The 24,310-nt window shown below is 73.5% G+C and carries 20 protein-coding genes; 16 read left to right on the forward strand and 4 right to left on the reverse strand.

Going from position 1 to position 24,310, the window contains the following annotated elements:
* Positions 1-10: 10 nt before the first annotated feature.
* Complete coding sequence (locus tag ACWEFJ_RS02710) at positions 11-1,864, reverse strand: non-ribosomal peptide synthetase (protein ID WP_449712701.1); 1,854 nt, start codon at positions 1,862-1,864, stop codon at positions 11-13.
* A gap of 326 nt (positions 1,865-2,190) precedes the next feature.
* Here ACWEFJ_RS02710 and ACWEFJ_RS02715 point away from each other — a divergent pair, with 326 nt between their 5' ends.
* From ACWEFJ_RS02715 to ACWEFJ_RS02780, 14 genes are all read left to right on the forward strand, one after another.
* Positions 2,191-2,697: an FBP domain-containing protein gene (locus ACWEFJ_RS02715; protein WP_378087285.1), complete on the forward strand. Its 507-nt coding sequence runs from the start codon at positions 2,191-2,193 to the stop codon at positions 2,695-2,697.
* A 33-nt stretch (positions 2,698-2,730) separates the two neighbouring features.
* Complete coding sequence (locus ACWEFJ_RS02720; RefSeq protein WP_449712702.1) at positions 2,731-4,014, forward strand: condensation domain-containing protein; 1,284 nt, start codon at positions 2,731-2,733, stop codon at positions 4,012-4,014.
* Entirely contained in the window at positions 4,011-5,840 is a 1,830-nt protein-coding gene (locus ACWEFJ_RS02725; protein ID WP_449712703.1) for a non-ribosomal peptide synthetase, read from the forward strand. The genes ACWEFJ_RS02720 and ACWEFJ_RS02725 overlap by 4 nt, the downstream gene beginning before the upstream one ends.
* A gap of 340 nt (positions 5,841-6,180) precedes the next feature.
* Positions 6,181-7,800 (forward strand): trypsin-like peptidase domain-containing protein, encoded by a 1,620-nt coding sequence (locus ACWEFJ_RS02730; protein ID WP_449712704.1) that lies wholly within the window; start codon positions 6,181-6,183, stop codon positions 7,798-7,800.
* Between the two features lie 164 nt (positions 7,801-7,964).
* Complete coding sequence (locus tag ACWEFJ_RS02735; RefSeq protein ID WP_449712705.1) at positions 7,965-10,091, forward strand: tetratricopeptide repeat protein; 2,127 nt, start codon at positions 7,965-7,967, stop codon at positions 10,089-10,091.
* Positions 10,092-10,120: 29 nt separating this feature from the next.
* Positions 10,121-11,527: a VWA domain-containing protein gene (locus tag ACWEFJ_RS02740; RefSeq protein ID WP_449712706.1), complete on the forward strand. Its 1,407-nt coding sequence runs from the start codon at positions 10,121-10,123 to the stop codon at positions 11,525-11,527.
* Positions 11,524-12,696: a hypothetical protein gene (locus tag ACWEFJ_RS02745; protein ID WP_449712707.1), complete on the forward strand. Its 1,173-nt coding sequence runs from the start codon at positions 11,524-11,526 to the stop codon at positions 12,694-12,696. Before ACWEFJ_RS02740 ends, ACWEFJ_RS02745 begins: the two co-directional genes overlap by 4 nt.
* 26 nt (positions 12,697-12,722) lie before the next feature.
* On the forward strand, positions 12,723-14,000 hold the full coding sequence (locus ACWEFJ_RS02750) for an ABC transporter substrate-binding protein (RefSeq protein ID WP_378087298.1): 1,278 nt from the start codon (positions 12,723-12,725) through the stop codon (positions 13,998-14,000).
* Positions 14,001-14,019: 19 nt separating this feature from the next.
* Positions 14,020-14,388 carry a CU044_2847 family protein gene (locus ACWEFJ_RS02755; protein ID WP_378087322.1) on the forward strand — a complete coding sequence of 123 codons (369 nt, stop codon included), beginning with the start codon at positions 14,020-14,022 and terminating at the stop codon, positions 14,386-14,388.
* A 340-nt stretch (positions 14,389-14,728) separates the two neighbouring features.
* On the forward strand, positions 14,729-15,679 hold the full coding sequence (locus ACWEFJ_RS02760; RefSeq protein ID WP_449712708.1) for an SRPBCC family protein: 951 nt from the start codon (positions 14,729-14,731) through the stop codon (positions 15,677-15,679).
* Positions 15,676-16,851, forward strand: a complete 1,176-nt coding sequence (locus tag ACWEFJ_RS02765; RefSeq protein ID WP_449712709.1) for a zinc-dependent alcohol dehydrogenase — start codon at positions 15,676-15,678, stop codon at positions 16,849-16,851. Before ACWEFJ_RS02760 ends, ACWEFJ_RS02765 begins: the two co-directional genes overlap by 4 nt.
* Positions 16,852-17,066: 215 nt before the next feature.
* Positions 17,067-18,221 (forward strand): glutathione-independent formaldehyde dehydrogenase, encoded by a 1,155-nt coding sequence (locus ACWEFJ_RS02770; protein WP_378087304.1) that lies wholly within the window; start codon positions 17,067-17,069, stop codon positions 18,219-18,221.
* A 1-nt stretch (position 18,222) separates the two neighbouring features.
* A complete protein-coding gene (locus tag ACWEFJ_RS02775) occupies positions 18,223-18,771 on the forward strand; it encodes a type 1 glutamine amidotransferase domain-containing protein (protein ID WP_378087306.1) in 549 nt (182 codons plus the stop codon).
* Between the two features lie 247 nt (positions 18,772-19,018).
* Positions 19,019-20,923, forward strand: a complete 1,905-nt coding sequence (locus tag ACWEFJ_RS02780) for a hypothetical protein (RefSeq protein ID WP_449712710.1) — start codon at positions 19,019-19,021, stop codon at positions 20,921-20,923.
* 80 nt (positions 20,924-21,003) lie between these two features.
* On the opposite strand, the gene ACWEFJ_RS02785 is transcribed toward ACWEFJ_RS02780, so the two are convergent.
* Together ACWEFJ_RS02785 and ACWEFJ_RS02790 are read right to left on the reverse strand one after the other, a co-directional pair.
* A complete protein-coding gene (locus ACWEFJ_RS02785; protein ID WP_449712711.1) occupies positions 21,004-21,309 on the reverse strand; it encodes a hypothetical protein in 306 nt (101 codons plus the stop codon).
* 103 nt (positions 21,310-21,412) lie between these two features.
* Entirely contained in the window at positions 21,413-22,246 is an 834-nt protein-coding gene (locus ACWEFJ_RS02790) for a GDSL-type esterase/lipase family protein (RefSeq protein WP_449712712.1), read from the reverse strand.
* Between the two features lie 121 nt (positions 22,247-22,367).
* Here ACWEFJ_RS02790 and ACWEFJ_RS02795 point away from each other — a divergent pair, with 121 nt between their 5' ends.
* Complete coding sequence (locus ACWEFJ_RS02795; RefSeq protein WP_449712713.1) at positions 22,368-23,033, forward strand: hypothetical protein; 666 nt, start codon at positions 22,368-22,370, stop codon at positions 23,031-23,033.
* Between the two features lie 278 nt (positions 23,034-23,311).
* Here the strand turns inward: ACWEFJ_RS02795 and ACWEFJ_RS02800 are convergent, their stop codons facing one another.
* Positions 23,312-23,794: a MarR family winged helix-turn-helix transcriptional regulator gene (locus ACWEFJ_RS02800; protein WP_449712714.1), complete on the reverse strand. Its 483-nt coding sequence runs from the start codon at positions 23,792-23,794 to the stop codon at positions 23,312-23,314.
* A gap of 51 nt (positions 23,795-23,845) precedes the next feature.
* Between ACWEFJ_RS02800 and ACWEFJ_RS02805 the strand changes: the two genes are divergently transcribed.
* Positions 23,846-24,256, forward strand: coding sequence for a hypothetical protein (locus ACWEFJ_RS02805; RefSeq protein ID WP_449712715.1), 411 nt, complete (start codon positions 23,846-23,848; stop codon positions 24,254-24,256).
* Positions 24,257-24,310 lie beyond the last annotated feature (54 nt).

Below are 24,310 nucleotides of genomic sequence, written 5' to 3' on the forward strand. Positions count from 1 at the left end.
CCCTCGGCGGTCACTCGGCGCCCCCGAGCAGCGCCCGCACCTCGTCCTCGGACATGTCGTCGATCTTCGCCACCAGCAGGCGCTCGATCTCCCCGGCCAGCTCCGCCACGGTGGGCGTGCTGAACACCGCGCGCACCGGCAGGTCGACGTCGAACCGCTGCCGCACCCTGGCGGAGAAGCGGGTCGCCATCAGCGAGTGGCCGCCGAGGTCGAAGAAGTCGTCCCGCGCGCCGACGCGCTCCAGCCCCAGCAGTTCGCGCCAGATCTCGGCGACGGCCTCCTGGGCGGGCCCTTCACAGGGCACGTACTCGGCGTCGCCGCCGCGCGGGCGCTCCGGTGCGGGCAGCCGCTTGCGGTCGACCTTGCCGTTGCTGTTGAGCGGCAACGAGTCCAGCACGACGACGACCGAGGGCACCATGTGCTTGGGCAGCCGGTCGGCGACCAGGTCGCGCAGGTCCTCGGGGTCGGGCGCGCGGTCGGCCCGCGCCGGAGTGGTGTAGGCGACCAGGTGGTCGTCCTCGCCGAGGCGGCGCAGCACCACGACCGCGTCGCGCACCAGCGGCGAGCCGCGCAGGGCCGACTCGACCTCGCCCAGTTCGACCCTCATGCCCCGGATCTTGACCTGGTGGTCGTCGCGGCCGACGAACTTCACCGTGCCGTCGGGCCGCCGGTAGCCGCGGTCGCCGGTGCGGTAGAGCCGTTCGCCGGGCGAGAACGGGTTCGGCAGGAACGCCCGCGCGGTGGCGGCCGGGTCGCCGAGGTAGCCGCGCGCCAGGCCGACGCCCGCGATGTGGAGGTCGCCCACCTCGCCCGGCGGGACCTCGCGGAAGTCGGCGTCGAGCACGTGCACCCGGTTGTTGTCGAACGGCAGGCCGACCGACACCACGCCGGTGTCCGCCGCGTCCGCCGGGCCGCACGTGTGGTTGGTCGAGTCGATCGACACCTCGGTCGCGCCCCAGGTGTTGTGCAGGCCGACGGACGGCAGCAGCGCCAGGAACCGGCTCACCGTCGCCGGCGGCAGCGCCTCGCCGCTGGACGTCACGTCGCGCAGCGCCGACAGGTCCCACCCGCCGCGCTGCTCGATCTCGTCCAGCAGCATCGTGAGCATGCTCGGCACCACCTGGAGGTAGACCGAGCGGTGCTCGTGGAGCGCGTCGAGGATCGCCCGCGGGTCGCGGTGCAGGCCGGGTTCCAGCACGGCGACCCGGGCGCCGACCGTGAGCGGCCAGAACAGCTCCAGCGCCGAGTCGTCGAACGTCAGCGTCGTCTTGTGCAGCACGGTGTCGCCCGGCCGCAGCCGGTGCTGGCGCTGCGACCAGGTCATCCGGTTCACCCAGCCCTCGTGGCTGCTCGCCACGCCCTTCGGCACGCCCGTGGAGCCGGAGGTGAAGTACACGGACACCAGGTTCGCGCCGCACGCACGCCGGTCGGGCCGGTCGGTCCGCGGTGGCGCCGACGGCGGCACGGCCGTCACGTCCTCGGGCAGCAGCGGGCGGTACCCGTCGGCGGCCACGCAGACGCGCGCCCCGGCGACCCGCGTGATCTGCGCGATCCGGTGCACGGGCAGCTCGGGGTCCAGCGGCAGGTACGCGCCGCCCGCCTTCAGGATCGCCAACAGCGCGACCACCATCTCCACCGACCGGTCCACGCACAGCGCCACCACGTCGTCCAGGCCGACCCCGGCCTCGACCAACCGGTGGGCCAGCCCGTTGGCCCGCGCGTCCAGCTCGGCGTACGTCACCTGCTCGGCGTCGAAGACGACGGCGACGCGCTCGGCGCAATCCGCCACGCGGTCCTCGACCAACTCGTGCAACCCCCGGTGGGCCGGGAAGTCCGCGTCGGTCGGATCCCATTTCCCAGGCACGCTCGACCCGCCCCCTCACCGCGACAGACCGGGGCCGGGCAGCCGTCGGCCACCACCGTTCCCCAAGAATGTGATCGGTCAACGCGGAATGCGCGTCAACCGCCCCGCTCAGCTCCCCAGAACCTTCCCGCCGATTTCCGGCAAGTGCGATCAGACTCTTCCTAGCACAGGCCCTCCCGGGGTGGCAACGACCGTAGCGCGCGCCGACTCCAGCCAGGTAGCCCCTTGCGCGGACGCGGCTCTGCGTGTAGTCGAAGTACCACGCGGACACTTGTTTGACCTGGACCGGAGGTCGGGCATACTGGCCACGACGGCACGTGATCGAAATGAAGGGCAAAAGGGTGCGGCCGACCCCGGCGGAGGAAATCAGGAAGTCGTTCGTCAACTGCTCGAAAGGCGAGGCGAAGAAGCTCACCCTGCCGGCCGACCTCGATTCGAGGAACTGGGCCGAAACCGACTTCCTCGGCTGGATCGATCCGCGCGCGGTCAACAACGCCTACCTCGTGCTGCCCCGGGACGAGGGCGTGGTGGGCGTGGTGCTGCGCGCGAACACCCCGCCGAAAAGCGCGCTGCGGTCGTCCTCGTGCGCGTTCTGCCTCACCAACCACGTGCTGTCCGACGTGGGGATGTTCGTCGCCCCCAAGGCGGGCGCGGCCGGACGCCGGGGCAACACCGTCGGCACGTACGTGTGCGCCGACCTGGCCTGTTCGGCGTACGTGCGGCGCAAGCGGCGGCCCTCGGCGCCGCAGCCGGCCGAGACGCTGGACGACGACGAGCGGATCGCCCGGATGCTGACGAACATCAACCACTTCGTCGAGAAAGTCCTCGCCTGAGGCGGATTCCGACGGCATCACCGCGGGGGGAATGTGACGCAGGAAGAAATCCGGACAGCCACCACGACCGCTCCGCTGTCCCCCGCCCAGCACGGCATCTGGTTCACCGAGCAATTCGCCGGACCGACCAGCCTCTACCACATCTCGTTCGCCCACCGGTTGCGCGGACCGCTCGACGCCGAAGCGCTCGACGCCGCGTTGACGGCGTTGGTCCGACGGCATGAACCATTGCGGACCCGGGTCGACCTGAGCACCGGCGAACCGCGACAGTCGGTGCTTTCCCCCGGGCCGGCATCCGCCAAACGGGTCGATTTGTCCACGCATCCCGAGGCCGAGGCCGCGGCCGCCCGGGAAAACGAAGATCACGTTCTGCGGCCTTTCCGGCTGGACGCCGAAGACCCGTTCCGGGTGCTCCTGCTGCGCATGGCCGAGGACCACCACATCCTCACGGTGGTGATCCACCACATCTGCGCGGACGGCCTGTCGCTGCCGGTGTTCAGCGCCGACCTGGCGGCGTTCTACCGCGGTGAGGAACTGCCGCCGCTGCCCGTCGGCTACACCGCGCACGTGCGGCGCGCGTTGGCCCGCCCACCCGACGCCGAGGCGCTGGCCCGGTGGCGGGAACGCCTGCGCGGCGCGCCGCCGCTCGCCCTGCCCACCGATCGGCCGCGGCCGCGGATCCGGTCGCCGCACGGCGCCCGCGTCGCGCTGACCGTGGACGCGGACCTGGTCCGACGCGCCCGGGACCACGCCCGGCGGCACGGCGCGACGTTGTTCATGGTGCTGCTGGCCAACTTCTTCGCGGTGCTGGCCCGGCGGTCCGGCGTCGGCGACCTCAGCGTCGGCGTGCCGCTGTCCGGGCGGGAGGGTCCGGACGAGGAGGCCATGATCGGCCTGTTCACCAACACCGTGGTGCTGCGGGTCGACCTGTCCGACCGGCCGTCGTTCGACGGGCTGCTGCGCCGGGTGCGGTCGACCGCGTTCGACGCCTACGACGACGGGCACGTGCCGTTCCAGCAGGTGGTGGAGGCGGTTTCGCCGCCGCGCGACCTGTCCCGCACGCCGTTGTTCCAGGTGGTGTTCACCGTGCAGGACTTCGCCGAGGACGACCTGCGGCTGCCCGGCGTGACCGCCACCCCCGTGCCGCTGCCCAGCCGGACCAGCGAGTTCGAGCTGGAGCTGGAACTGGCGTGGGACGGCGAGGGCCTCGTGGGCTTCGTCGCGTACAGCACCGATCTGTTCGACCGCGCCACGGCCGCCGCGCTGGCCGAGGACTACCTGACCTCGCTGCACGAGCACCTGGGGGTACTCCGGTGAGCATCACCGCCGAACTGGCCCGCGTCGCCGCGGCGGCGCCGGACGCCCCCGCCCTGCTCGACCGCGACCGCGAGCTGACGTTCCGGCAGTTGATGGCCGAGGTGGCGCGGGTCGCGGCTGGTCTGGCCGCGCACGGCGTGCCCCGCGGGGCGCGGGTGGCCGTCCCGGCCGACCGGCACTGGACCACGATCGCCGGCGCGCTGGGCGTGCTGCACGCCGGGGCGGCCTACCTGCCCGTGTCGCCCGGCGACCCGGAGGACCGGGTGCGGTCGGTGCTGACCGCGGGGGGAGCCGTCGCCGTCCTCGGCCGGGGAGCCACCCTGGCCGCGCTGGGCCCCGCCCTCCGGGGCCTCGACGCCGTGCCGCTGCCGTTCGAGGGTTTCGCCGCCGTGCCGCTGCCGGCCGAGGGAGTCGCCGGCGTGCCACTGCCGGCCGAGGGTGTCGCCGGCGTGCCACTGCCGGCCGGGGGTTCCGCCGGCGGGTCCGCCCCGGCCGTCTCGCCGGACGACCTCGCGTACCTGATGTTCACCTCCGGGTCCACCGGCGTGCCGAAGGGCGTGCTGGTGCCGCACCGCGCCGTGCTGACCGCCGGCACGGCGCTGCGCGACCGGTACGGGATCACGCACGAGGACCGCGTGCTCAACCTGACCCCGCTCATCTGGGACACCAGCGGCGAGGAGATCTACGCGACCCTGTTCGGCGGCGCGGCCCTGGTGTGCGACGACCGCACGGCCGACCCGTCCATCGCCACGCTGCTCGACGTGGTCGAGGACCGCGGCGTCACGGTGGTCAACCTGGCCACCGCCCTGTGGAACGAACTCGTGGACCACCTGGTCACCACGGGCCGTCCGCTGCCGTCGAGCCTGCGCGTGGTCGTGATGGGCGGCGAGGAGGCCAGGGCCCGCACCGTGCGGCTGTGGTCCGAGCACGTCCCCGGGCACGTGCGCCTGATCAACGCCTACGGCCAGACCGAGACGGTCATGGTCACCCACGCCGCCGACGTCGGGGGCCTCGCCGGCCGGTCCCTGCGCGACACCGACGACGTGCCGATCGGCCACCCCCTGCCGCACATCCGGGAGATCCTGACCGACCGCGGCGACGGCACGGCGGAGCTGGCCGTCGGCGGCCCGACGGTCGCGTGGGGCTACCTGCACCGCCCCGACCTGACCGGCGAGCGCTTCGTGCCCGTGCCCGGCGGGCGGGCCTACCTCACGGGGGACGTCGTGCGCGTCCGCCCGGACGGCGGCCTGACCTTCCTCGGCCGGGCGGACCGCCAGCTGAAGATCCGCGGCGTGCGCGTCGAACCGGCCGAGGTGGAGCGGGCGATGACCGCGTGCCCCGGCGTGGCGACGGCGGCCGTCTTCGCCGTGGACGGCGAGCACCCGACCCTCGTCGGCGTCTACGTCCCGTCCGCGACGGACCCGGCCGACCCCGCCGACGTCCTGCGCGCCCTCGAAGCCCGCCTGCCCCGCGCGATGCTCCCCCACCACGTCCACCCCCGCCCGTCGCTGCCCCTCACGGCAACCGGCAAGGTCGACGTCAACGCCCTGCGCGCGACCTTCACCGCGCGGGCGCCCGCCCCTTCGGCCACCGCCGACGCGCCCGACGTCCTGGCCCAGGTGGAGGCCGCCTACCGCGAGGTCCTGGACGCCGACGCCGACGCCGATTCGTCGTACTTCGAACTGGGCGGCGACTCGCTGACCGCCGTCCGCCTGCTCTCGCGCCTGAACCAGCGCTTCGACGTGCGCCTGGGGGTGCGCGACGTCTTCGACCACCCGACCCCGCGCCTGCTGGCCGAAGTCGTGGAGGCGCGCACGCTCCCCTGACCCCGTGGGATCGCGCGGCCCGGCGGACCGGACGCCGCCCCGACCACCGCCGGCGACCGCTGCTCACCCGGAACCGTCACCCGCTCGACCCGCGGCGGCCCCGGTATCCACTTCACCCGACGCGATTACCGCTCCGCCCGGGTAACGGCCGCAGTCGTCCTGCGACCGCGCCCGGTCGAGCGCGAAGGAGCGCGCGGGCTCGGCGACCTGGACCACGAACAGCCGGGTGGCGGGCCCCGGATGTGGCCTGTTGCGCCGATCGGGTGGGATCACGGACGGACCGGGATCGGTCCGGTGAAGTGCGGTCGGCCGCCTCGGTGATCCGCGTAGCATCCGCTCAATGGGGTTCGAACGCGAGCGGCGACGCTGGCGCGTTCGGTTGTCCGACGACGTGGGGCGGGTCTTCGGCGCAGGCACGATGCTCGACGAGTGGCACCTGCTGACCTGCGCGCACGTGGTCGAGGGCATCGACGGGCCGCGGGGGAAGGTCGTGGTCGACTTCGTCGGCATGGCGGACGCGCCACCCGGTGTCGCGTCGGTCGTGGACGAGGGCTGGGTGCCGCCGACCGAGCACGAGCGGGGCGACATCGCCTTGTTGCGGCTGGAGAAGCCCGAACCCGCGGCGCACGGGGCGCCGCTGCACCGCATGCCGTTGCGCGACCACCAACTCGTCCGCGCCTATGGCTTCCCGTTCGGCGCCGAGGACGGCATGTGGACCCTCGCCCGTCTCGTCGGCGAGGGCGGACCGGCCGGTGAGTGGGTCCAGTTGCAGCGCACCGGCGAGGCGGAGCCGATCGGGCAGGGCTACAGCGGCACCGCGGTGCTCGACGAGGCGACCGGCTACGTCATCGGCATGGTCGTCAGCCGCTACACCGGCGACGGTGGCCGCGTGGGCTGGATGATCCCCGTCGAGACGATGCTGGGCCACCTGCCGCGCCTGGCCGAGTGGGTCCCGGACGGCCCGGCGGTCGACGACAGCTTCGTCGACCACCGCACCGACGCGGTCGACGTGCCGTTCGCACGGGAACTCTCCCGGTGGTTCGCGACCGCCGGGGCCGGCGCGGTGTGGGTCGTGGTGACGGGCGAGTACGAGTCGGCGACGGCGCGCGCGTTGCGGCTGGTCGTGGCTTCCGCCGACCGGGAGCGGTCCGTGCGGCTGCCCGGCCTGCCCGAGGGGGTGGACGAGCGGCCGCGCGTCGGCAGCGTGGACCTCGCCGTGGACGCGTCGGGCAAGACCGCCGACGAGGTCCGGCGGCGCATCGAGGAGCGGTTCGCGGTCGGCGCCCCGGCCGGCCGCACCGTGGTGGTCGACGGGATCGACGACGCCGCCGAACCGGACCGGCTGGTCGAGGACGTGCTGTTCCCGCTCGCCGACCGCGCGGCGGAGCTGGGCGACCGGCTGGTCCTCGGGTTCCGGCGCGAGACTTCGCCGCAGGCCGGCGTCGTGCGGGCGACGTCCGGGGCGGGGACGCCGGCCGAACCCGGTTTCCCGGGCCGCCTCGCGGTTCTGGACAGGTCGGTCGCCGACCTCGCCGCGATCGAGGAGCACCAACTGGCCGTCGGACCCCGGTTCGCCGGTGTCGTGCTGCTGCCCCCGCGGGCGAGGCGCCTGCGCAGCGCGGTGAACCAGCTGCGGTCGGCGTGGACGGCGGGCGACACCGCGTGGGCCGAGCGGCACGCCGGGGGGTGCGAACGCGCGGTGACCGCGGCGCTCGACCAGGGCAGGCGGCACCGCGCCGCGCTGGACGAGCTGGTGGACCGGCGCGCCGCCTTGCGGGCCCGGCTCGACTCCTACGCCGAGATGGCGCGCGACCACGGCTTGGTCGAGGAGCGCGGGTTGGACGAGGCGTACGGCCGGGCGTGGCGGCTGCTCTACGACGGCCCGTGCGACATCGCGGCCGCCGGACGGGCGGTCGTCGACTACATGAACGCGGTGCGCCACGGGATCGGAGGTCGGTGATGACCGCGTGCGAGCGTGACGGGTGCACCGGCACGCTCGCGCGGAGCGGGTACTGCCGCCGGTGCGGCCTCCCGCCGAAGACACCCGCCACGGCGTTCGTCGGCTCCCGGGGCCCGGCCGCCGGGCCGGCACGCCCCGACCCCGCCGGGGAACGCCCCACCCGGGTGACGAGCACGGCGGCCACCCGGCCGCCGCAGACCACCGGGCAGGGCAGCGGCGGCGCGCACGTGCCCTTGCCGGTGGTCGAGCTGCCCGAGCCGGACAGCCGCGTCCGGCCGCTCCCCGGTGTCGCGGAAGAGGAGCGGTTCTGCGGCAGGCAGGGCTGCGGCGCGGCCGTGGGCCGGTCGGTCGACGGCGGTCCGCCGCGCGACGAGGGGTTCTGCGGCGAGTGCGGCGCCCCGTTCTCGTTCAGGCCGAAGCTCGGCCCCGGCGACGTGGTGGCCGGGCGCTACGAGGTGCGCGGCTGCATCGCGCGCGGCGGGCTGGGGTTCGTGTACCTGGCGAAGGACGTCCGACTCGGTCAGCACGTGGCGCTCAAAGGGCTCATCGACGTCAACAACACCGCGGCCGTGCGGATCGCGGAGAACGAGAGCCAGGTCCTCATCGCGCTCGGGCACCCCAACATCGTGCGGATCCTCGATGTCGTCACGCACGACGACGCCCGCTACATCGTGATGGAGTTCGTCGACGGGCTGTCGCTGCGCGAGGTGAAGAACCGCGGCCGGGCGAGCCTCGGCCCCGAGCGGGGCATGCTGCTGGTCGAGCACGTCGTGGCCTACGGCCGCGAGATCCTCACCGCGCTGTCCTACCTGCACGGGCAGGGCCTGCTGTACTGCGACATGAAGCCGGACAACGTGATCCACGGCGACCGGCGGGTCAAGCTCATCGACTTCGGCGGCATCCGCCGCATCGGCGACCGGGAAAGCCCGTGGGTCATCACCGAGCACTACCAGTTCGGCACCGACGATCCGCGGGCACGCCGGGCGGAAGTGCACGAGCGCGGGCTGACCGTGCGGTCGGACATCCACACGGTGGGGATGACCTTGCGGGAGCTGTACAACGCGAGCGACGGCTGGCGGCCCGGCACCGCGGAACTCGCCGTCGACCCGGCGCACCCGGCCGCGTTCGGCATCGAGTCGTTCGTCCACGTCCTGCGGCGGGCCGTCGCGCCGTACGAGCGCCGCTTCGCCGGCGCCGACGAGATGCTGGTGCAGCTCGACGGCGTGCTCAACGAGATCCTGTCCTTGCGCGACGGCCGTTCCCGGCCGGCGTTCTCGACGCTGTTCGCGGAGCCGACCGCTCTGGTCGACGCCGGTCTGGGTGACGTGCCGTCGGTGCGCGACCTGATCGCGGACGACGTGTCGGCGCTCGTCCGCGGGCCCTCACCGCGGGAGATCGCCCTGGGGCTGCCGGCGCCGCGCGAGGACCCCGATGACGAGCAGGTCGCGTTCCTCCGCACGGTCCGCGCCCCCGACGCGGCCCGGCTGCTGAAGAAGCTCGCGCAGGCGGCGCCGTCGGTGGAGGTCGCGTTCCGCCGCTGCCGGGCGTTCCTGGAGGTGGCCGACGTGGCCGCGGCGACGGCGAGCGTGCGCGACGCCGTCCGGTTGCTCGGCGGGCGGGCCGCGCACGACTGGCGGGTCCGCTGGCACGAGGGGTTGGTCGAACTGGCCTCCGGCCGCGTGGCCGCGGCCGTCGGGAAGTTCACCTCCGTCCACCACGACATCCCGGGCGAGGAGACGCCGAAACTGGCGCTCGGGCTGTGCCTGGAACACCTCGACCAGGACGCCGGGCGCTACTACGGCGCGGTGTGGTTGCACCGCGCGCAGGTCAGCGCGGCGTTCGGGTTGGCCAGGGTCGCGCTGCGCGGTGGCGACCGGGCCGGCGCGGTCCGCGTGCTCGACCAGGTGCCCGAGTTCTCCCGCCACGACGAGGCCGCGCGGATCGCCGGTGTCCGGGTGCTCACCGGTCCGCTGCGCGGGTCCGGTGGCGAGGTGCTGTTGCCGGACCCCGACGACTTCGCCGAGGCCGAGGAGCGGATGTCGGCGCTGGGCGTGGACGACATCCGGGCCGACCGGCTGCGGGCCGCGGTGCTGGGCACGGCGCTGAAGTGCGTCGAGCACGACGTCACGCCGCCGGCCGGGGCGCTGCTGGGCGACCGGCCGACCGAACGCGGGCTGCGCGATCGCCTGGAGAAGACGTTGCGCCGTCTCGCGTGGCGGGCGTCGAGCAGGAAGGAGCACGACGTGTTGATCGACCTGGCCAACGAGCGACGCCCGATCACGTTGGTCTGATCCCAGCCGGGCACCGCAGAGGGGACGCCATGACCGGGGTGGAACTGGGCTTGACGGTGCACCAGAACAAGTTCCTGGCCCAGGGGGACACCGCGATGCACGCGGTGCTGACCGCCAGCGCACGAGGCGGCGCCGCCACGCCGCCGACCCGCTCGGCCGAGGTGCTGATGATCGACTGCTCCAGTTCGATGCGGCACCCGCACACGAAGATCGAGGAGGCGAAACGGGCGGCCGCCGCCGCGATCGCGGTGCTCCCCGACGGCGCGCTGTTCGGCGTCGTGCGGGGTGCGGAGGACGCGCGGGTCGTCTACCCGGCGCACGACGGCCTGGTCGTCGCGTCGGACGCGACGCGGCGGGCCGCGCAGCAGGCCGTCGCGCGCCTCGGCGCGTACGGCGGTACCGCGATGGGCACGTGGCTGGCCAAGACCAGGCTCCTGTTCGCCGCCCACCCGGACGCGGTGCGCCACGCCATCCTGCTCACCGACGGCAACAACGAGTCCGAGAGCCACCAGGCCCTGGTGGCCGAGCTGAACGCCTGCGAAGGCCGGTTCGTCTGCGACGCGCGCGGCATCGGGGAGGGCTGGGACCCCCGGGAGCTGGCCGAGATCGTCAAGGTGCTGCGCGGCGAGGCGGATTCCGTCGTGGAGGACCACCTGCTCGCGGCCGACTTCCGACGGCTGGTGGAGCGGGCGCTGACGAAGGTGCTGCCCGAGGTGCGGCTGCGCGTCGGCACCATGCCCTACAGCAGGGTGCGGTTCGTGACCCAGGTGATGCCCAACGAGTACGACCTGACCGACCGCGTCCGCCGGGAGGGCGACGACGAGCACGTGCTGTCGCTGGGCTCGTGGTCGGCCGACGAGTCGAAGGACTACCACCTGTGCCTCGACCTCCACCCGGACGCGCCGGCCAGCTACGACGTCGACCGCCAGCTGGCGTGGGCGGAGCTGGAGGCCGACGGCGCGGTCTCCGGGACGGTCGCCGTGGTCGGCCGCTGGACGCACGACCCGGTGCAGCCGACGATCGTCAACCCGGTGGTCAGCCGGTACCTGGCGCGGACCGAGCTGAACGCGGCGATGGCGGACGGCGGCGACGCCTACGGCGAGGGCCGGTTCGACGCGGCCGAGCGGGCTTGGGGCGAGGCCGTGCGACTGGCCACCGAGCAGCACAACGACGAGTACCTGGCACGCCTGGCACGCATCGTGGAGATCCGCGACGCGCACACCGGTGACGTCCGGCTTCGTCCCGACGTCACGCGCAGCGCCGTCGGCAGCGTGCTCATCGCCCCGTCGGGCGTCGGCGGACCGCGCCGGCCCACCGCCGACCCGGTCTTCGCGTCGGGCCCCTGGCAGCCCTGCCCGCACTGCCGGGAGCCGAACAGGCCGGCCGCGAGGTTCTGCGAGAGCTGTGGCGGCCCGATGGCCGAGGTCGCGACGTGACGGCCCGGGAGAGCCCGCTGCCCGCGCACGTCGGCGGCGACGGGTCCACGTCCGCCGAGGACGTGACGCGCGCCCCCGCGCACGTCCGCGGCGGCACGCGCACGTGGCTGCTGCGGCGGCTGTGGCTCCTGCTCGGCGCGGCGGCGCTGACGCTGGCGACCGCTCCGTGGGCGGTGTGGGTCGTGGTCGACACCGCCGGGACCGTCCGCGACCGGACGACCGAAGCGGTGCTGGAGACCGCCGCGGCCCGCCTCGCGCTGACCGCCGCCGACCGGGCGGTGATCACGTCCTTCGCGTCCGGGCACGCGGTGCTCACCGGACCGGGGCAGGACTACACGAACCGGCTGGCCGCGGCCAACCAGAGCCTGGCCAAGGTCGCGGAGGCCAACCAGGCGGCGGCGGGCGCGGGCAGGCTCCAGGTCGTCGCCGGCCTGGTCGCGGCCTACGCGGGCGCGATCGGCCAGGCCGACGCCCACTACCGCGACCCGGAGGCGACCGGTCTGGGCGCGGCCGACCTGTGGTACGCGTCGCGCCTGCTGCACGCGCCCGGCGGCGTCCTGGAGCAGTTGGAGACCCTGCAGGCCGACCAGCGGGCGGCGTTGGCGGAACAGCTCGACGACGGGACCCTGTGGCCGCGGCTGCTGTGGTCGCAGCCGGCCTCGCCGCTCCCGCCCGCCCTGTTCGGACTCGTGCTGCTGGTGGTGCAGTGGCAGTTCTTCAAGCGGTTCCGCCGGGTCTTGAACGTCTGGCTCGCCGCCGCCACCGTGCTCACCCTCTTCGTGGCGGTCGCCCTGGTGTTCACCGCCTTCCAGCGCCACCGGCTCGTCGAGGTCGGTGACCGGGTGGACACCGTGCTCGCCGCACGGGAGGCGGCCGTCTCCGCCGACGAGGCCGTCGGTCAACGGGCGTTGGCCGACCTGCTCTCCGGGCTGTGCGGCGCGCAGGGGTGCGGGCCCACGGTGGACGAGTTCCGGGCCGGGCTGCCCGCACCGGTCACCGAGGCGGACGCCGAGCGCGACACCGACGCCGAGGAGGTCACCGCCCAGACCGCGGCCGCCACGGAGTCCGGCGGGCGCGGCTGGCTCGTGCCGCTGGCGGCCGTGCTCGCGTTGGCGCTCGTCGTGACCGGCATGGCGCTCCGCCTCAACGAATACCGGTATCGAACATGAGAACCCGAGGGAGAGCCCGGACACGGGTGGGGCGGCTCGTGCTGGCCGTCGCGCTGCTGGCGTCCGGCGCGTGCGCGACGACCGCGAGCGGCACGGTCACCGTGCTGGGGCCGTGGACCGGCTCCGAGGAGGACGCCTTCCGCGAGGTGCTCGACCGGTTCGAGACCGCCACCGGGATCGGCTACGAGTACCGGGGCACGCGTGCCGTCGACCAGGTGCTCGCCGCCGACGTCCAGCGCGACGCCGCGCCGGACGTGGCCGTCCTGCCCAACCCGAGCGTGTTGGCCGCGTATGCGCGGCAGGGCGAGCTGCACCCGTTGGACGAGGTGCTCGGCGACCGGAGCGGGTCGTACGGACCGCAGTGGTTGGCGCTGCAACGGGTGGGGCGGGACCGGCAGTACGCGGTGGCGGTCAAGGCCGACGTCAAGAGCACGATCTGGTACGCCACCGCGAACGCCGACTGGCCGACGCCGGTGACCTGGCAGGAACTCGTCGCGTTGAGCCGTCGGCTCGGCGCGGAGGGCCGCACGCCGTGGTGCCTGGGCATGGGATCCCCACCCGTGTCCGGCTGGCCGGGCACCGACTGGGTCGAGGACGTCCTGCTGCACTCCGCCGGGCCCGAGGTGTACCGGGAATGGGCCTCCGGTCGGCTCGCGTGGACGTCACCGCAGGTCCGCCAGGCGTGGCAGGCGTGGGGCGAACTCGTGGCGGCGCCCGGCGCGGTGCGAGGCGGCGCGCAGGCCGCGCTGCTCACGGACTTCGGCGACGCGGGGCGCGGGTTGTTCACGAACCCGCCCGGGTGCCTGCTCGAGTACCAGGCATCGTTCGCCATCGGCGGCTACCAGGCCGTGGAGCGCGAGGACGGCAGCACGCCGCGACCGGGGTCGGACTTCGACTTCTTCCCCTTCCCCGGTGGCCGGGTGTCGTCGGTGTCCGCCGACCTCGCGGGCATGTTCCACGACACCCCGGGGGCGAGGGCGCTCGTCAGGTTCCTCGCGTCCGACGAGGCGCAGCGCATCTGGCCGGAGCTGCGCGGCGGCAGCGTGTTCTCGGTGAACAAGACCGTCACCGACGTCTACGACGACGACATCGGCCGCCGGATCGTCCAGAGGCTCACGGCGGAACCGCTGTGCTTGGACGCGTCCGACCTGATGCCCGCGCGGATGACCGACGCGTTCTACCGCGCCGTGCTGGAGTACCTGCACGCCCCGGCGCGGTTGGACGCCCTGCTGGCCGACCTGGACGAGGTCCGGGCGAGCCTGGACGACCCGGAACAGTGGCTCGACGTCCCTTGCGGGCAGTGAGGAGCAGCGCGTGCAGGAGATGGCCCGGTTCGTCCTGGAGGACGGCGGCGGAGTCGTGGTGGAGGTCGACCCCGTCCCGCACACGACCCGCGTGTCGCGCCGCGACGACCTGATCGCCGACGCCAAGGTGTCGTTCGAGAAGGCGTTGGAGAGCATCCGCGACGCGGCGGCCGCGGCACTCGGCCAGTTGCGGTCGATGAGCCGGCAACCCGACGAGGTGGAGCTGAAGTTCGCCGTGAAGCTGTCCGCGACCGCCGGGGCGGTGATCGCGAAGACCGCGGTGGACGGCCAGTTCGAGGTCAAGCTGAAGTGGGTGCGCGACCCGACGGCCGTGCCCGCTCCGGAGGAGCCCGAGCCGCAACCGACGGAGCCCGATCGCGCCGGGTAACCCGAACGAGCGAACAGCTCCCCGTGGCCATCCCGCGTGGGGAGCCGCCGGCTCACGTTCACGGCGGCACGCGGTGACGACGGCCGATCACGGCGAGGCGCGACGCTACCGCGCTGTTGCCCGCACCGGGGTCGCCCCGGCGGTCGGTTGCTGCTCAGGGCCGGGGGTATCCGCGCGCCGTGGCCGGTCGGCGGGGTTAGTGGGATCGGCGAGGGGTAGCCCAGTCCACATCGGTCGCGTCCCGGGCCGTGTGCACCGGGGCGATCGACCCGATCGGATGCGGAGGCTGCCCGTGGCGCGACCGGCACGCCTGGCCGGAAGGCGAGGCAGGCGGGAAGAGGTGCAGAGGCGGGCTCGGCGGCTGGGTTGGCTGAGCTTCGCCCTGGGCGTGGTGCAGCTCGCGGCGCCGGGCGCGGTGCGCCGGCTCGCCGGCGTGGACGATTCCGCGCGGTCGCGGGCGGTGGCGCCGGCCGTCGGGGCGCGGGAGCTGGTCCACGCGGCCGGGCTGCTGACGGGCCGGCGGAAGGGCGCCTGGGTGTGGACCAGGGTCGTGGGCGACGCGATGGACCTGACCGCGCTGGGGGTGGCCCTCGCCCGCCGCGACGGGGGCCGCCGGCGGCGGCTGGTCGGGGTCACCGGCGCCGTCGCCGGCATCACCGCGCTGGACCTGCTGACCGCCGTACAGGCCACCCGACAGGCACGCACCGGCTCCGTGGCGGCGGCGCGGGGCGTGCGCGAAGGAGGACCCGTGGAGTTGACAGCAACGACAACCGTTCGCAAACCCCCGTCGGAGGTCTACGCGTTCTGGCGCGACCTGGAGAACCTCCCGACGTTCATGGCGCACCTCGCGCGGGTCCGCACCACCGGTGACCGGACGAGCCACTGGTCGGCAAGCGCGCCGTTCGGCAAGGACGTCGAGTGGGACGCGGAGATCACCGACGAGACGCCCGGCGAGAAGATCGTGTGGCGGTCGACCGGGGAAGCCACCGTGCCGAACGCCGGCACGGTCCGCTTCACGCCCGCCCCGGACGGTGTGAGCACCGAGGTGTTCGTCGTCCTGGTGTACGAGATCCCCGGCGGCGCGGTCGGCAAGGCGGTCGCCAGGTACTTCGGCGAGGAACCCCACCAGCAGCTCGACGACGACCTGCGCCGGTTCAAGCAGGTCGTGGAGACCGGCGAGGTGGTCCGCTCCGACGGCGCGCCGTGGGGCAAGAGGGCGCGCGAGGAGTTCCCGCAACGGCCGGCGCAACCGCTGTCGGATTCCGAGTTCGCGAAGGGGGCGGGCGGATGAGGGCGACCACCTGGGCGGGCCGCAACAAGGTCGAGGTCCGCGACGTGCCGGAGCCGAGGATCCTCAACAGCCGCGACGCCATCGTCCGGATCACCTCCACCGCGATCTGCGGCTCGGATTTGCACCTGGTCGACGGCTACGTGCCGACCATGCAGGACGGGGACGTCCTGGGGCACGAGTTCATGGGCGAGGTGGTCGAGGTCGGCCCGGGCGTCGCCCCGGACCGGCTGCGCGTCGGGGACCGGGTCGTCGTGCCGTTCCCGATCGCCTGCGGCGCGTGCGCCGCCTGCGCGGCCGAGCTGTACTCCTGCTGCGAGAACTCCAACCCCAACGCCGGGATCGCGGAGAAGATGTTCGGCCACCCGGTCGCCGGGATATTCGGCTACTCCCACTTGACCGGCGGCTACGCGGGCGGTCAGGCGGAGTACGCGCGCGTGCCGTTCGCCGACGTGAACCCGCTGAAGATCGAGTCCGACCTGACCGACGAGCAGGTGCTGTTCCTGTCCGACATCCTGCCCACCGGCTACATGGGCGCCGAGATGTGCGACATCCGCCCCAGCGACGTGGTGTCCGTCTGGGGCGCGGGCCCGGTCGGCCAGTTCGCCATGGACAGCGCCCGGCTCCTGGGCGCCGCGCAGGTCGTCGCCATCGACAAGGAGCCCTACCGGCTGGAGCTGGCGGAACGGGCGGGCCACACGCCGGTGAACTTCGAGGAGGTCGACGTCCGCTCCCGGCTGCTGGAGCTGACCGGTGGGCGCGGCCCGGACAAGTGCATCGACGCGGTCGGCCTGGAGGCCACCCACGGCAGCGCGCACATCGCCGCCTATGACCGGATCAAGCAGGCCGTGCGGTCGGAGACCGAACGCCCGCACGCGTTGCGGCAGGCGATCCTGTCGTGCCGCAGCGGCGGCGTGGTCTCGGTGATCGGCGTGTACGGCGGCCTGCTGGACAAGTTCCCCGCCGGCGCGTGGATGAACCGGTCGCTGACCCTGCGCACCGGGCAGTGCCACGTGCAGCGCTACATGAAGCCGCTGCTGGACCGCATCGAACGCGGCGAGATCGACCCGACCCGGATCATCACCCACACCCTGCCGCTGGACGAGGCGGAACGCGGCTTCGACATCTTCAAGAACAAGCAGGACAACTGCGAGAAGGTCGTCCTCAAACCCTGACGACCACCCGGCGCCCGGCCACCGCGACGAGCGCCCGGCTGCGGGTGACCGCTCGGCCACGCCGGTTTCACGCTTTCGTGTCTCCCGCTGTGTGACGGCGAGTGCCGTGTGGACATCATCCTCAGTGGACCGCCGGTTTGGACGGTTTCCCCAGGGTATTCGGCTCTGAAGGGGCCGCCCGGACGGAGGGAGGCGCCCGCGACGAGGAGGTAGTCGTGAAAGCAGTGGTGTACGAAGGGCCACGGCAGGTCAGCGTCAAGGACGTGCCGGACGCGCGGATCGAGCGACCGACCGACGTGCTGGTGCGGATCACGTCGGCGAACATCTGCGGCTCGGACCTGCACATGTACGAGGGGCGGACCGACTTCGAGACCGGCCGCTGGTTCGGGCACGAGAACCTGGGCCAGGTGGTCGAGGTCGGCGCCGGGGTCGACAAGGTGGAGGTGGGCGACTGGGTCGTCCTGCCGTTCAACATCTCCTGCGGGCACTGCAAGAACTGCGAGCGCCTGCTGACGAACTACTGCCTGACCGCCCAGCCCGAACCGACGATGGCCGGCGCCGCGTACGGCTTCGCCGACATGGGCCCGTGGGCCGGCGGGCAGGCCGAGCTGTTGCGCGTGCCCTGGGGCGACTTCAACTGCCTGCGGCTGGGCGAGGACGCCGAGGAGCGCCAGACCGACTACGTGATGCTCGCCGACATCTTCCCGACCGGCTACCACGCCACCGAGATGGCCGGCGTGCAGCCCGGCGACCAGACGGTCGTCTACGGCGCGGGTCCGGTCGGGTTGATGGCCGCCCTCTCGGCGACCATCCGGGGGGCGAGCAAGGTGATGGTCGTCGACCGGCACGCCGACCGGCTGAGGCTGGCCGAGTCGATCGGCGCGATCGCCATCGACGACTCGAAGGTCGACCCGGTGCAGGCCGTGCTGGAGGAGACGATGGGTCTGGGCGCGGACAACGGCTGCGAGTGCGTCGGCTACCAGGCGCACGAGCCCGACGGCCGGGAGCAGGCCAACCTGACGATGAACCGGCTGGTCGCCTCGGTGCGCTTCACCGGGAAGATCGGCAACGTCGGCGTCTTCGTGCCCGAGGACCCCGGGGCCGGCGACGAGCTGGCCAAGCAGGGCAAACTCGCCTTCGACTACGGCATGTTCTGGTTCAAGGGCCAGCACATCGGCAGCGGCCAGGCCCCGGTCAAGAAGTACAACCGGCAGCTGCGCGACCTGATCGCCGCGGGCAAGGCCGAACCGTCGTTCATCGTCAGCCACGAGCTGCCCCTCGATCGCGCGCCGGATGCCTACGAGCACTTCGACAAGCGGGACGACGGCTGGACGAAGGTCGTCCTGCACCCGGCCGGGGCGGGTGTCTGACGTGGCCGGGGAGCTGGACGGACGTCGGATCGCCATCCTCGCCGCCGACGGGGTGGAGCGGGTCGAGCTGGAGCAGCCGCGGCAGGCGCTGGACGACGCGGGAGCCCGCACCGTCGTGGTCTCCATCGCCGGCGGCGAGATCCAGGCGCGCGACCACGACCTCGAAGACGCCGGCACCTTCGCGGTGGACCGGCTGGTCGGCGAGGTGTCGGTGGACGACTACGAGGCGCTGCTCCTGCCGGGCGGGACGGTGAACCCGGACAAGCTGCGGATGGAGCCCGCCGCGGTGCGGTTCGTCCGGGACTTCGTCCGGTCGGGCAAGCCGGTCGCCTCGATCTGCCACGGCCCGTGGAACTTCGTCGAGGCCGACGTCGCGCGCGGACGCCGGCTGACCTCGTGGCCGAGCGTCCGCACCGACCTGCGCAACGCCGGGGCCGAGGTGGTCGACGAGCCGGTCGTCACCGACGGCAACATCACCACGAGCCGGTCGCCCGACGACCTGCCGGCCTTCTGCGAGCGCATCGTGCAGGAGTTCGCCAAAGCGCCGTAAGCCTTCACCGCTGCCGATCGGGCGTGCCCTCGTCGATCCCCGAACGCGCGCCCGTCACCCACCCGCGCCGGCGCACCCGGAGCCGGAGCCGGCCGCCTCCCGCACCGAGCTGCGCAACCGCGGAGCCGATCGGGTCGTGGTGAACTCGATCGGCAGGCCGTTCCCCCTTTGTGCGTCGACCTCGACCGATGCCGGCCGTAACGACGGGCCGCGGCTCGGCGACGACCTCCACGACAGGAGGAGGGGTATGGGGCGGCGTCTGCTGGTCGGGCTGCTGCTGGGCGGTGCGGTGTTGGGGTGGTTGGTTCCCTCCTACCTCGGTGCCGGGGGCGGCGACGAGTCGGCGAGTTGGAAGGCGGGCATCTTCTCGGCCTTGCTGTCCGTGCTGGCCCTGGTGATCGGACTGCCCGCGCGCAGGTCGGCCGTGGAGCGGGTCAGCACGCCGGCGCAACTCGACCAGGCCGAACGTGCGCTGCGGGCGTCGGTCCGGGCTTATCTGGACGAGGAGTTGCACCGCCGAGGGCTGGACGACGTGGTGATCCCGGTACGCCTGCGCACTGAGGACGGGGAGCGGTTGGTCGTGGCGGCGAGCGGCGAGTTGGTCGCGCCACTCGCGGTGGACGCCCGGCTGCTCCTCGTCGGTGAACCGGGGGCGGGCAAGACGACGGTCTGCCTGCTGTGGTGCCGGGCGCTGGCCCGCGACGACGGTCAGGCCGTGCCGGTCCTGGTGCCGACGACGTCGTGGAGGCCGGAGTACAAGACCCTGCGCCAGTGGGTGGCGGCCTGGGTGGCGGAGTCGGTCGGTGTGCTCGCCAACACCGCCGAGTACGGCGGCACGGCGGCATCGGGGCTGGTGGAGGACGGCCGTGTCCGGTGCGTGATCGACGGGTTGGACGAGCTTCCCGAGGCCCATCGCGGCGCGGTGCTGGACCTGCTGGCCGGCGCGGGCGCGAAGACGCCGTTCGTGCTGACCAGCCGCCCGGGTCCGTCGCGCAGACTGGCCGCGCGCACGTCGCGGATCCGCGGTCTGCGCCGAGTCGACCTGCTCCCCACCGTGCCGGCGGACGCGGTCGCCTACCTCGCCTCGTTCGACGGCCGCTGGCGGCACGTGGACACCGGCTCCTTGCGACGCCTGCTGTCCACCCCGCTCACCGTCTACCTGATGCGGCAGGTCTACCTCGACCGGAAGGCCGGTGGTGACGAACCCGTCGAGCGGGCGCTGTGGCGTGGTTTGGTGCCCTCGGTGTTCGAGGACCTGGCCGGGCAGGTCGCCCGCCGCTCGTCCGGCGCGCCGGGCCGGGCGTGGCCGGTCGAGTCGGCCGAGCGGTGGTTGTCGTTCCTGGCTCGGCGGTTGTCCGAACCGACCGGCGAACTGCGGTGGTGGAACTTCCGCGAGCGCGTGCCGAACCCCATGACGGCGCCGGCCGTGATCGTGGGCGCGGTCGGGGTGCAGACCTACGTGGCGCAGGCGCTCGTGCTGGGCGTCGACATGAGGTTCTTCGCCCTGCTGAAGTCCTTCCTGTACCCCGCGGTGGGGCTGATGCTGGCCTCCATGCTGCCCAACAAGCGGTTGTTCTACGTCGACGATCCGCGCGTGGACACCTCGGTGTCGCTGTCGTTCGCGGCCGGTGTTCTCGTCGGCGTGCTGGTGGGGACTTCCCAGGGACCGGTGACCGGCATGGCGGCGGGGTTGTCCGCCGCGATCACCACGATCTTCTTCGGTGTGCGGGTGGTGGCGAGGCTCCGCTCGGTCAAGCGCACCTACACGCACCCGGCCGAGGCGGTGCGGACCGCGCGGTGGCATGCGCTGGTGTCCAGCGGCGCGGTGTTCTGCATGCTCTCCGTCGTGCTCCACCGACTGCTGCCGCAGGCGATCGTGTGGGATCGACCGCTGCTCCTCTCGGCCACGGCCACGCTCATCGCCGGGTGGTTGCTGTCGGCATCGGTGTGGGGCGGTTACCTGGGGGCGCGATTGACCTGCGCCTTCCGGGGCCAGTTGCCGTGGCGGTTGGGCGCGTTCCTCGACGACACGAGCCGGATCGGGCTGTTGCAGCGGGTCGGCGCGCACTACGCGTTCCGCCACGCGAGGTTGCGCGCGGTGCTCGTGGAGGACACGGCTCCGCGGGAAACGACGAAGCCCTCACCGCTGTGAGGCCGGCCGGCGAGGTTCCCGTCCTGTGCTTCGCCCTGGAGGCCATCCCGGGGGCGGGACCGCGGCCCCGCCCCCGCCGTTCAGCGCTCCCCGCCGCGGCACTCCCGCAGCTCGCGCCGCGCCCGCCGCCGGTCACGGCGACGCGACTCGCGGCGGAAGTGGAACCACTCCCGTCGGCCGGCCCTGGTCTCCCGACGGATCGGGTGCCGCTCGGAGCCGCCCCAGTGGCAGCCGGACGTGCGGCGGCTCCTCGACGCGCTGTCGGGCGTGATCTCGTCGGGCAGCGTGCACACGCCGTGCCGGTGGTCGTGCACCGGCACGCAGGTGGTCATCGGCCGGTCGGCCATCCGAACCCACCACGGCCGGGTCCTGTCGGTCTTGCCCATCCGGTCACCTTTCGGCTCCGTGACGCCCCGGTGTGGGGCTGCCGCAAGAGCTGGTGCACCGTGATCACCCCCGACCGGGCGGGCGACGGGGCCGCGTTCGACCTCACCGCCCGACGTCACCGGAACCGGCGGGTCGGGTGGGGTCGCCGTGGCCCAGGGCCGTGCCGACCTCGGCCGCGACGGCCGCCATGCCGGCCGCGTTGGGGTGGAAGGACGCGGCGGTCCTGGCGAGGTTGCGGGTGAACGGCTGGAGCCACGGCTCGGGCGCGCCGAGGGCGTGGGCGCGGCTCGCCCGCGACACCGCGACGAGGTCGGCGCCGCTGCGGTCGGCGGCCAGCGCGCAGGCCGCTTCCAGGGCTTCCTGGACGGCGCGCAGGGCGGTGATCTCCTCCGGGGTGAAGGGGATGTCCGGGGCGGGTTCGGTGTGGGGCCCGATGACGGTCAGGTAGTCGACCAGCACGACCCGGGCGCGCGGGGCCCGGCGGCGGACCTCGTCGACCACCCGGGCGAGGCCGGCGGCGGTCCGGTCGACGTCGGCCGGGGTGGGCTCGGGGATGGTGGGGCCGTAGGTCGCCGTGAGCACGTCGGCCATCGGGCCGTCGGGTTCGACGCGGGTCCAGGCGGTGGTCAGCAGCGAGCCCGCGAAGCGCAGGTCGTTGCCGCCGGCGGTGACGGTGACCAGGTCCGCGGTCGCGGGGACGCCGTCGACCTGGGGCGGGAACTCCACGCCGGTCAGCGTCACCTGGGGTTCGTCCAGGATCGTGGCGACCGTCGCGCCGGAGACGGTCAGGTCCACCAGGTCCGCCCCCAGCGCGGCGGCCAGCAGGCTCGGGTAGTTGCGGCCGGAGCGGGCGGCGTTGGTGTCCACCAGCGGGGCGATGCCCGGACCGGCGGCGAAGGAGCTGCCCAGGGCGGCGTAGGTCATCCGGGACGTCACGCGCCGGATCCTCCCACGCGAGGGGTGTCGGCCCGGCCCGTGCGGGTGGAGCGGCTAATGCCGGGGCTGCGGGCGACGACTACCCGTTCGTCCGCGTTGTCGCCCTGGGAGGGGTCCGGAAATGCTCAACTTATCGAAGATCGCGCCGAACGACCTGGTGTCGCTCAGCGGGTGGAGCGCCTACTGGATGCTCGGCACCGCGGAGACCCACGTGTCGGTCTACACGAAGAAGCTGGAGACCCAGCAGTGGCGGGTCATCCGGAACAACCAGGTGAAGCAGGGGCTGAAGACCCGGGTGTCCGACGTGCCGCCGCCCGACTTGTTCTTCGACGAGTTCCACGTGACCCTCAACGGGCTGCACCACTTCTACTCCGTCACCGGACTCATCCTGTCGCGGGACGGTGAGACGCACGCCCGGCCGGAATCCGTGACCTGGGGGAAGGCCAACGCGATGGCCGCGAAGTTCCTGACCCTGGTCGGGGTGCCGACCACCGTGGAGTCGCTGGCCGCCCAGCTGACCGCGTTCACCGGGTACGCGCCGGTGCCGCCCCCGCAGGCCCAGCCCGTGCAGCCGGTGCAGGCCCAGCCCGTCCAACCCGCCCAGCCCGTCCAACCCGCGCAGCACGTCCAACCCGCGCTGTCGGGCAAGAGGTTCGTGAAGCAGCACGTCACAAGGTACACCGGCCCGGCCGTCGAGATGGAACTGGTCGAACCGACCGGCACGGTCCCGTTCGAGACCGAGGAGGTCGTCCTGTACGACGCGCTCGACGACGTGTTCAAGAGCTGACCCGGCGTCGGGCACGTCGGCCGAAGCGCGCCGCCCGTGCGGGTGGCTTCGCCGTTCAGGGCGTCGCGCTCGACCGACCGGGAGTGGCGCCGGGCGGCGACGAACCGGCTCCTCGTCGGGACCACCGCGCGGAACCCGCCGACCGGTCGCGGTGCTTCGACCGAGGGTCGCCGTTCCGGGCCGGTCACGCCCGCGGCCGGGTCCGGCCGATCAGGCGGCGCTCCGCGCGACGCGGCCGGACTCGCCCTCGCCCTCGACCCGCTGTCGGGAGTGCTCGTCTACTCGCTCGGCGGGACGGCGCGACGCGCGGTCACGCTCCCGGTCCCCCCTGTCGCGTCGAGCAGGTGGACCAGCACGCGCCGGGCCGCGTCGGCCGCGTCGGCGCCCGCCAGACCCGTCAGCCGGTCGTCCCACTGCCGACGTACCCGGCGGCTGTCCTCGATGAGCCGCCGGCCGCGGTCGGTGAGCCGGGCGCGGCGCACTCGGCTGTCGGCGGGGTCCGGCTCCCTCACGACGTAGTCGAGGCGTTCCAGTTCGACCAGGTGCTTGGAGGCCGCCTGCTGGGTGACCTCCAGGAGGTCGGCGAGTTCGGAGACCGTGGGCGACCCGTCGACCAGGTGTTGCACGACGTAGCCGTGGGAGATGCGGACGCCGGCGTGACCGGCCCGGTGCAGCTCCGCCAGGATCGCCCTGTTCGCGGCGCTGCCCGCCAGCCAGGCGAGGGTCGCGATGTCGATGTCCGCCGGGTCGAGTGTGCCCACGGCACCAACTGTGCAATTGACAACCAAGGTTGTACAACTGGCATTGTGCTTATGGCACGCGATCCGGTCGCCGTGGCGACCGCCCTGCTTCGGGCGTTGGAGGCCGGGCACCGGGGCGAAGACCTCAGGAAGCACTTCGCCCCGTCGGCATCGACGGTCGAGCACCCGAACCGGCTCAAGCCCCACGGCGCCCGCACCGCCCTGGACCGGATGCCGGCGGCGTCCGAGGCGGCTGCCGGGCTGTTGGCCGGTCAGCGGTACGACGTGCGCTCGGCCGTCGCGGTCGGGAACACCGCGATCCTCCGCCTCACCTGGCGCGGCGTGATCGCACGTGACGCGGGCCCCTTCCGGCACGGCGACGAACTCGTCGCGCACGTCGCGCAGTTCGTCGAGACCGCAGACGGTGTGATCACCTCGATCGAGACCTTCGACTGCTACGAACCGTTCGACACCCGGCCGTGAGCCCGCGTGGCCGCGGGACGCGACGCACCCCACGCAGCCTCGACCGGGTGACGG

It is taken from the genome of Actinosynnema sp. NPDC004786, assembly GCF_053601135.1.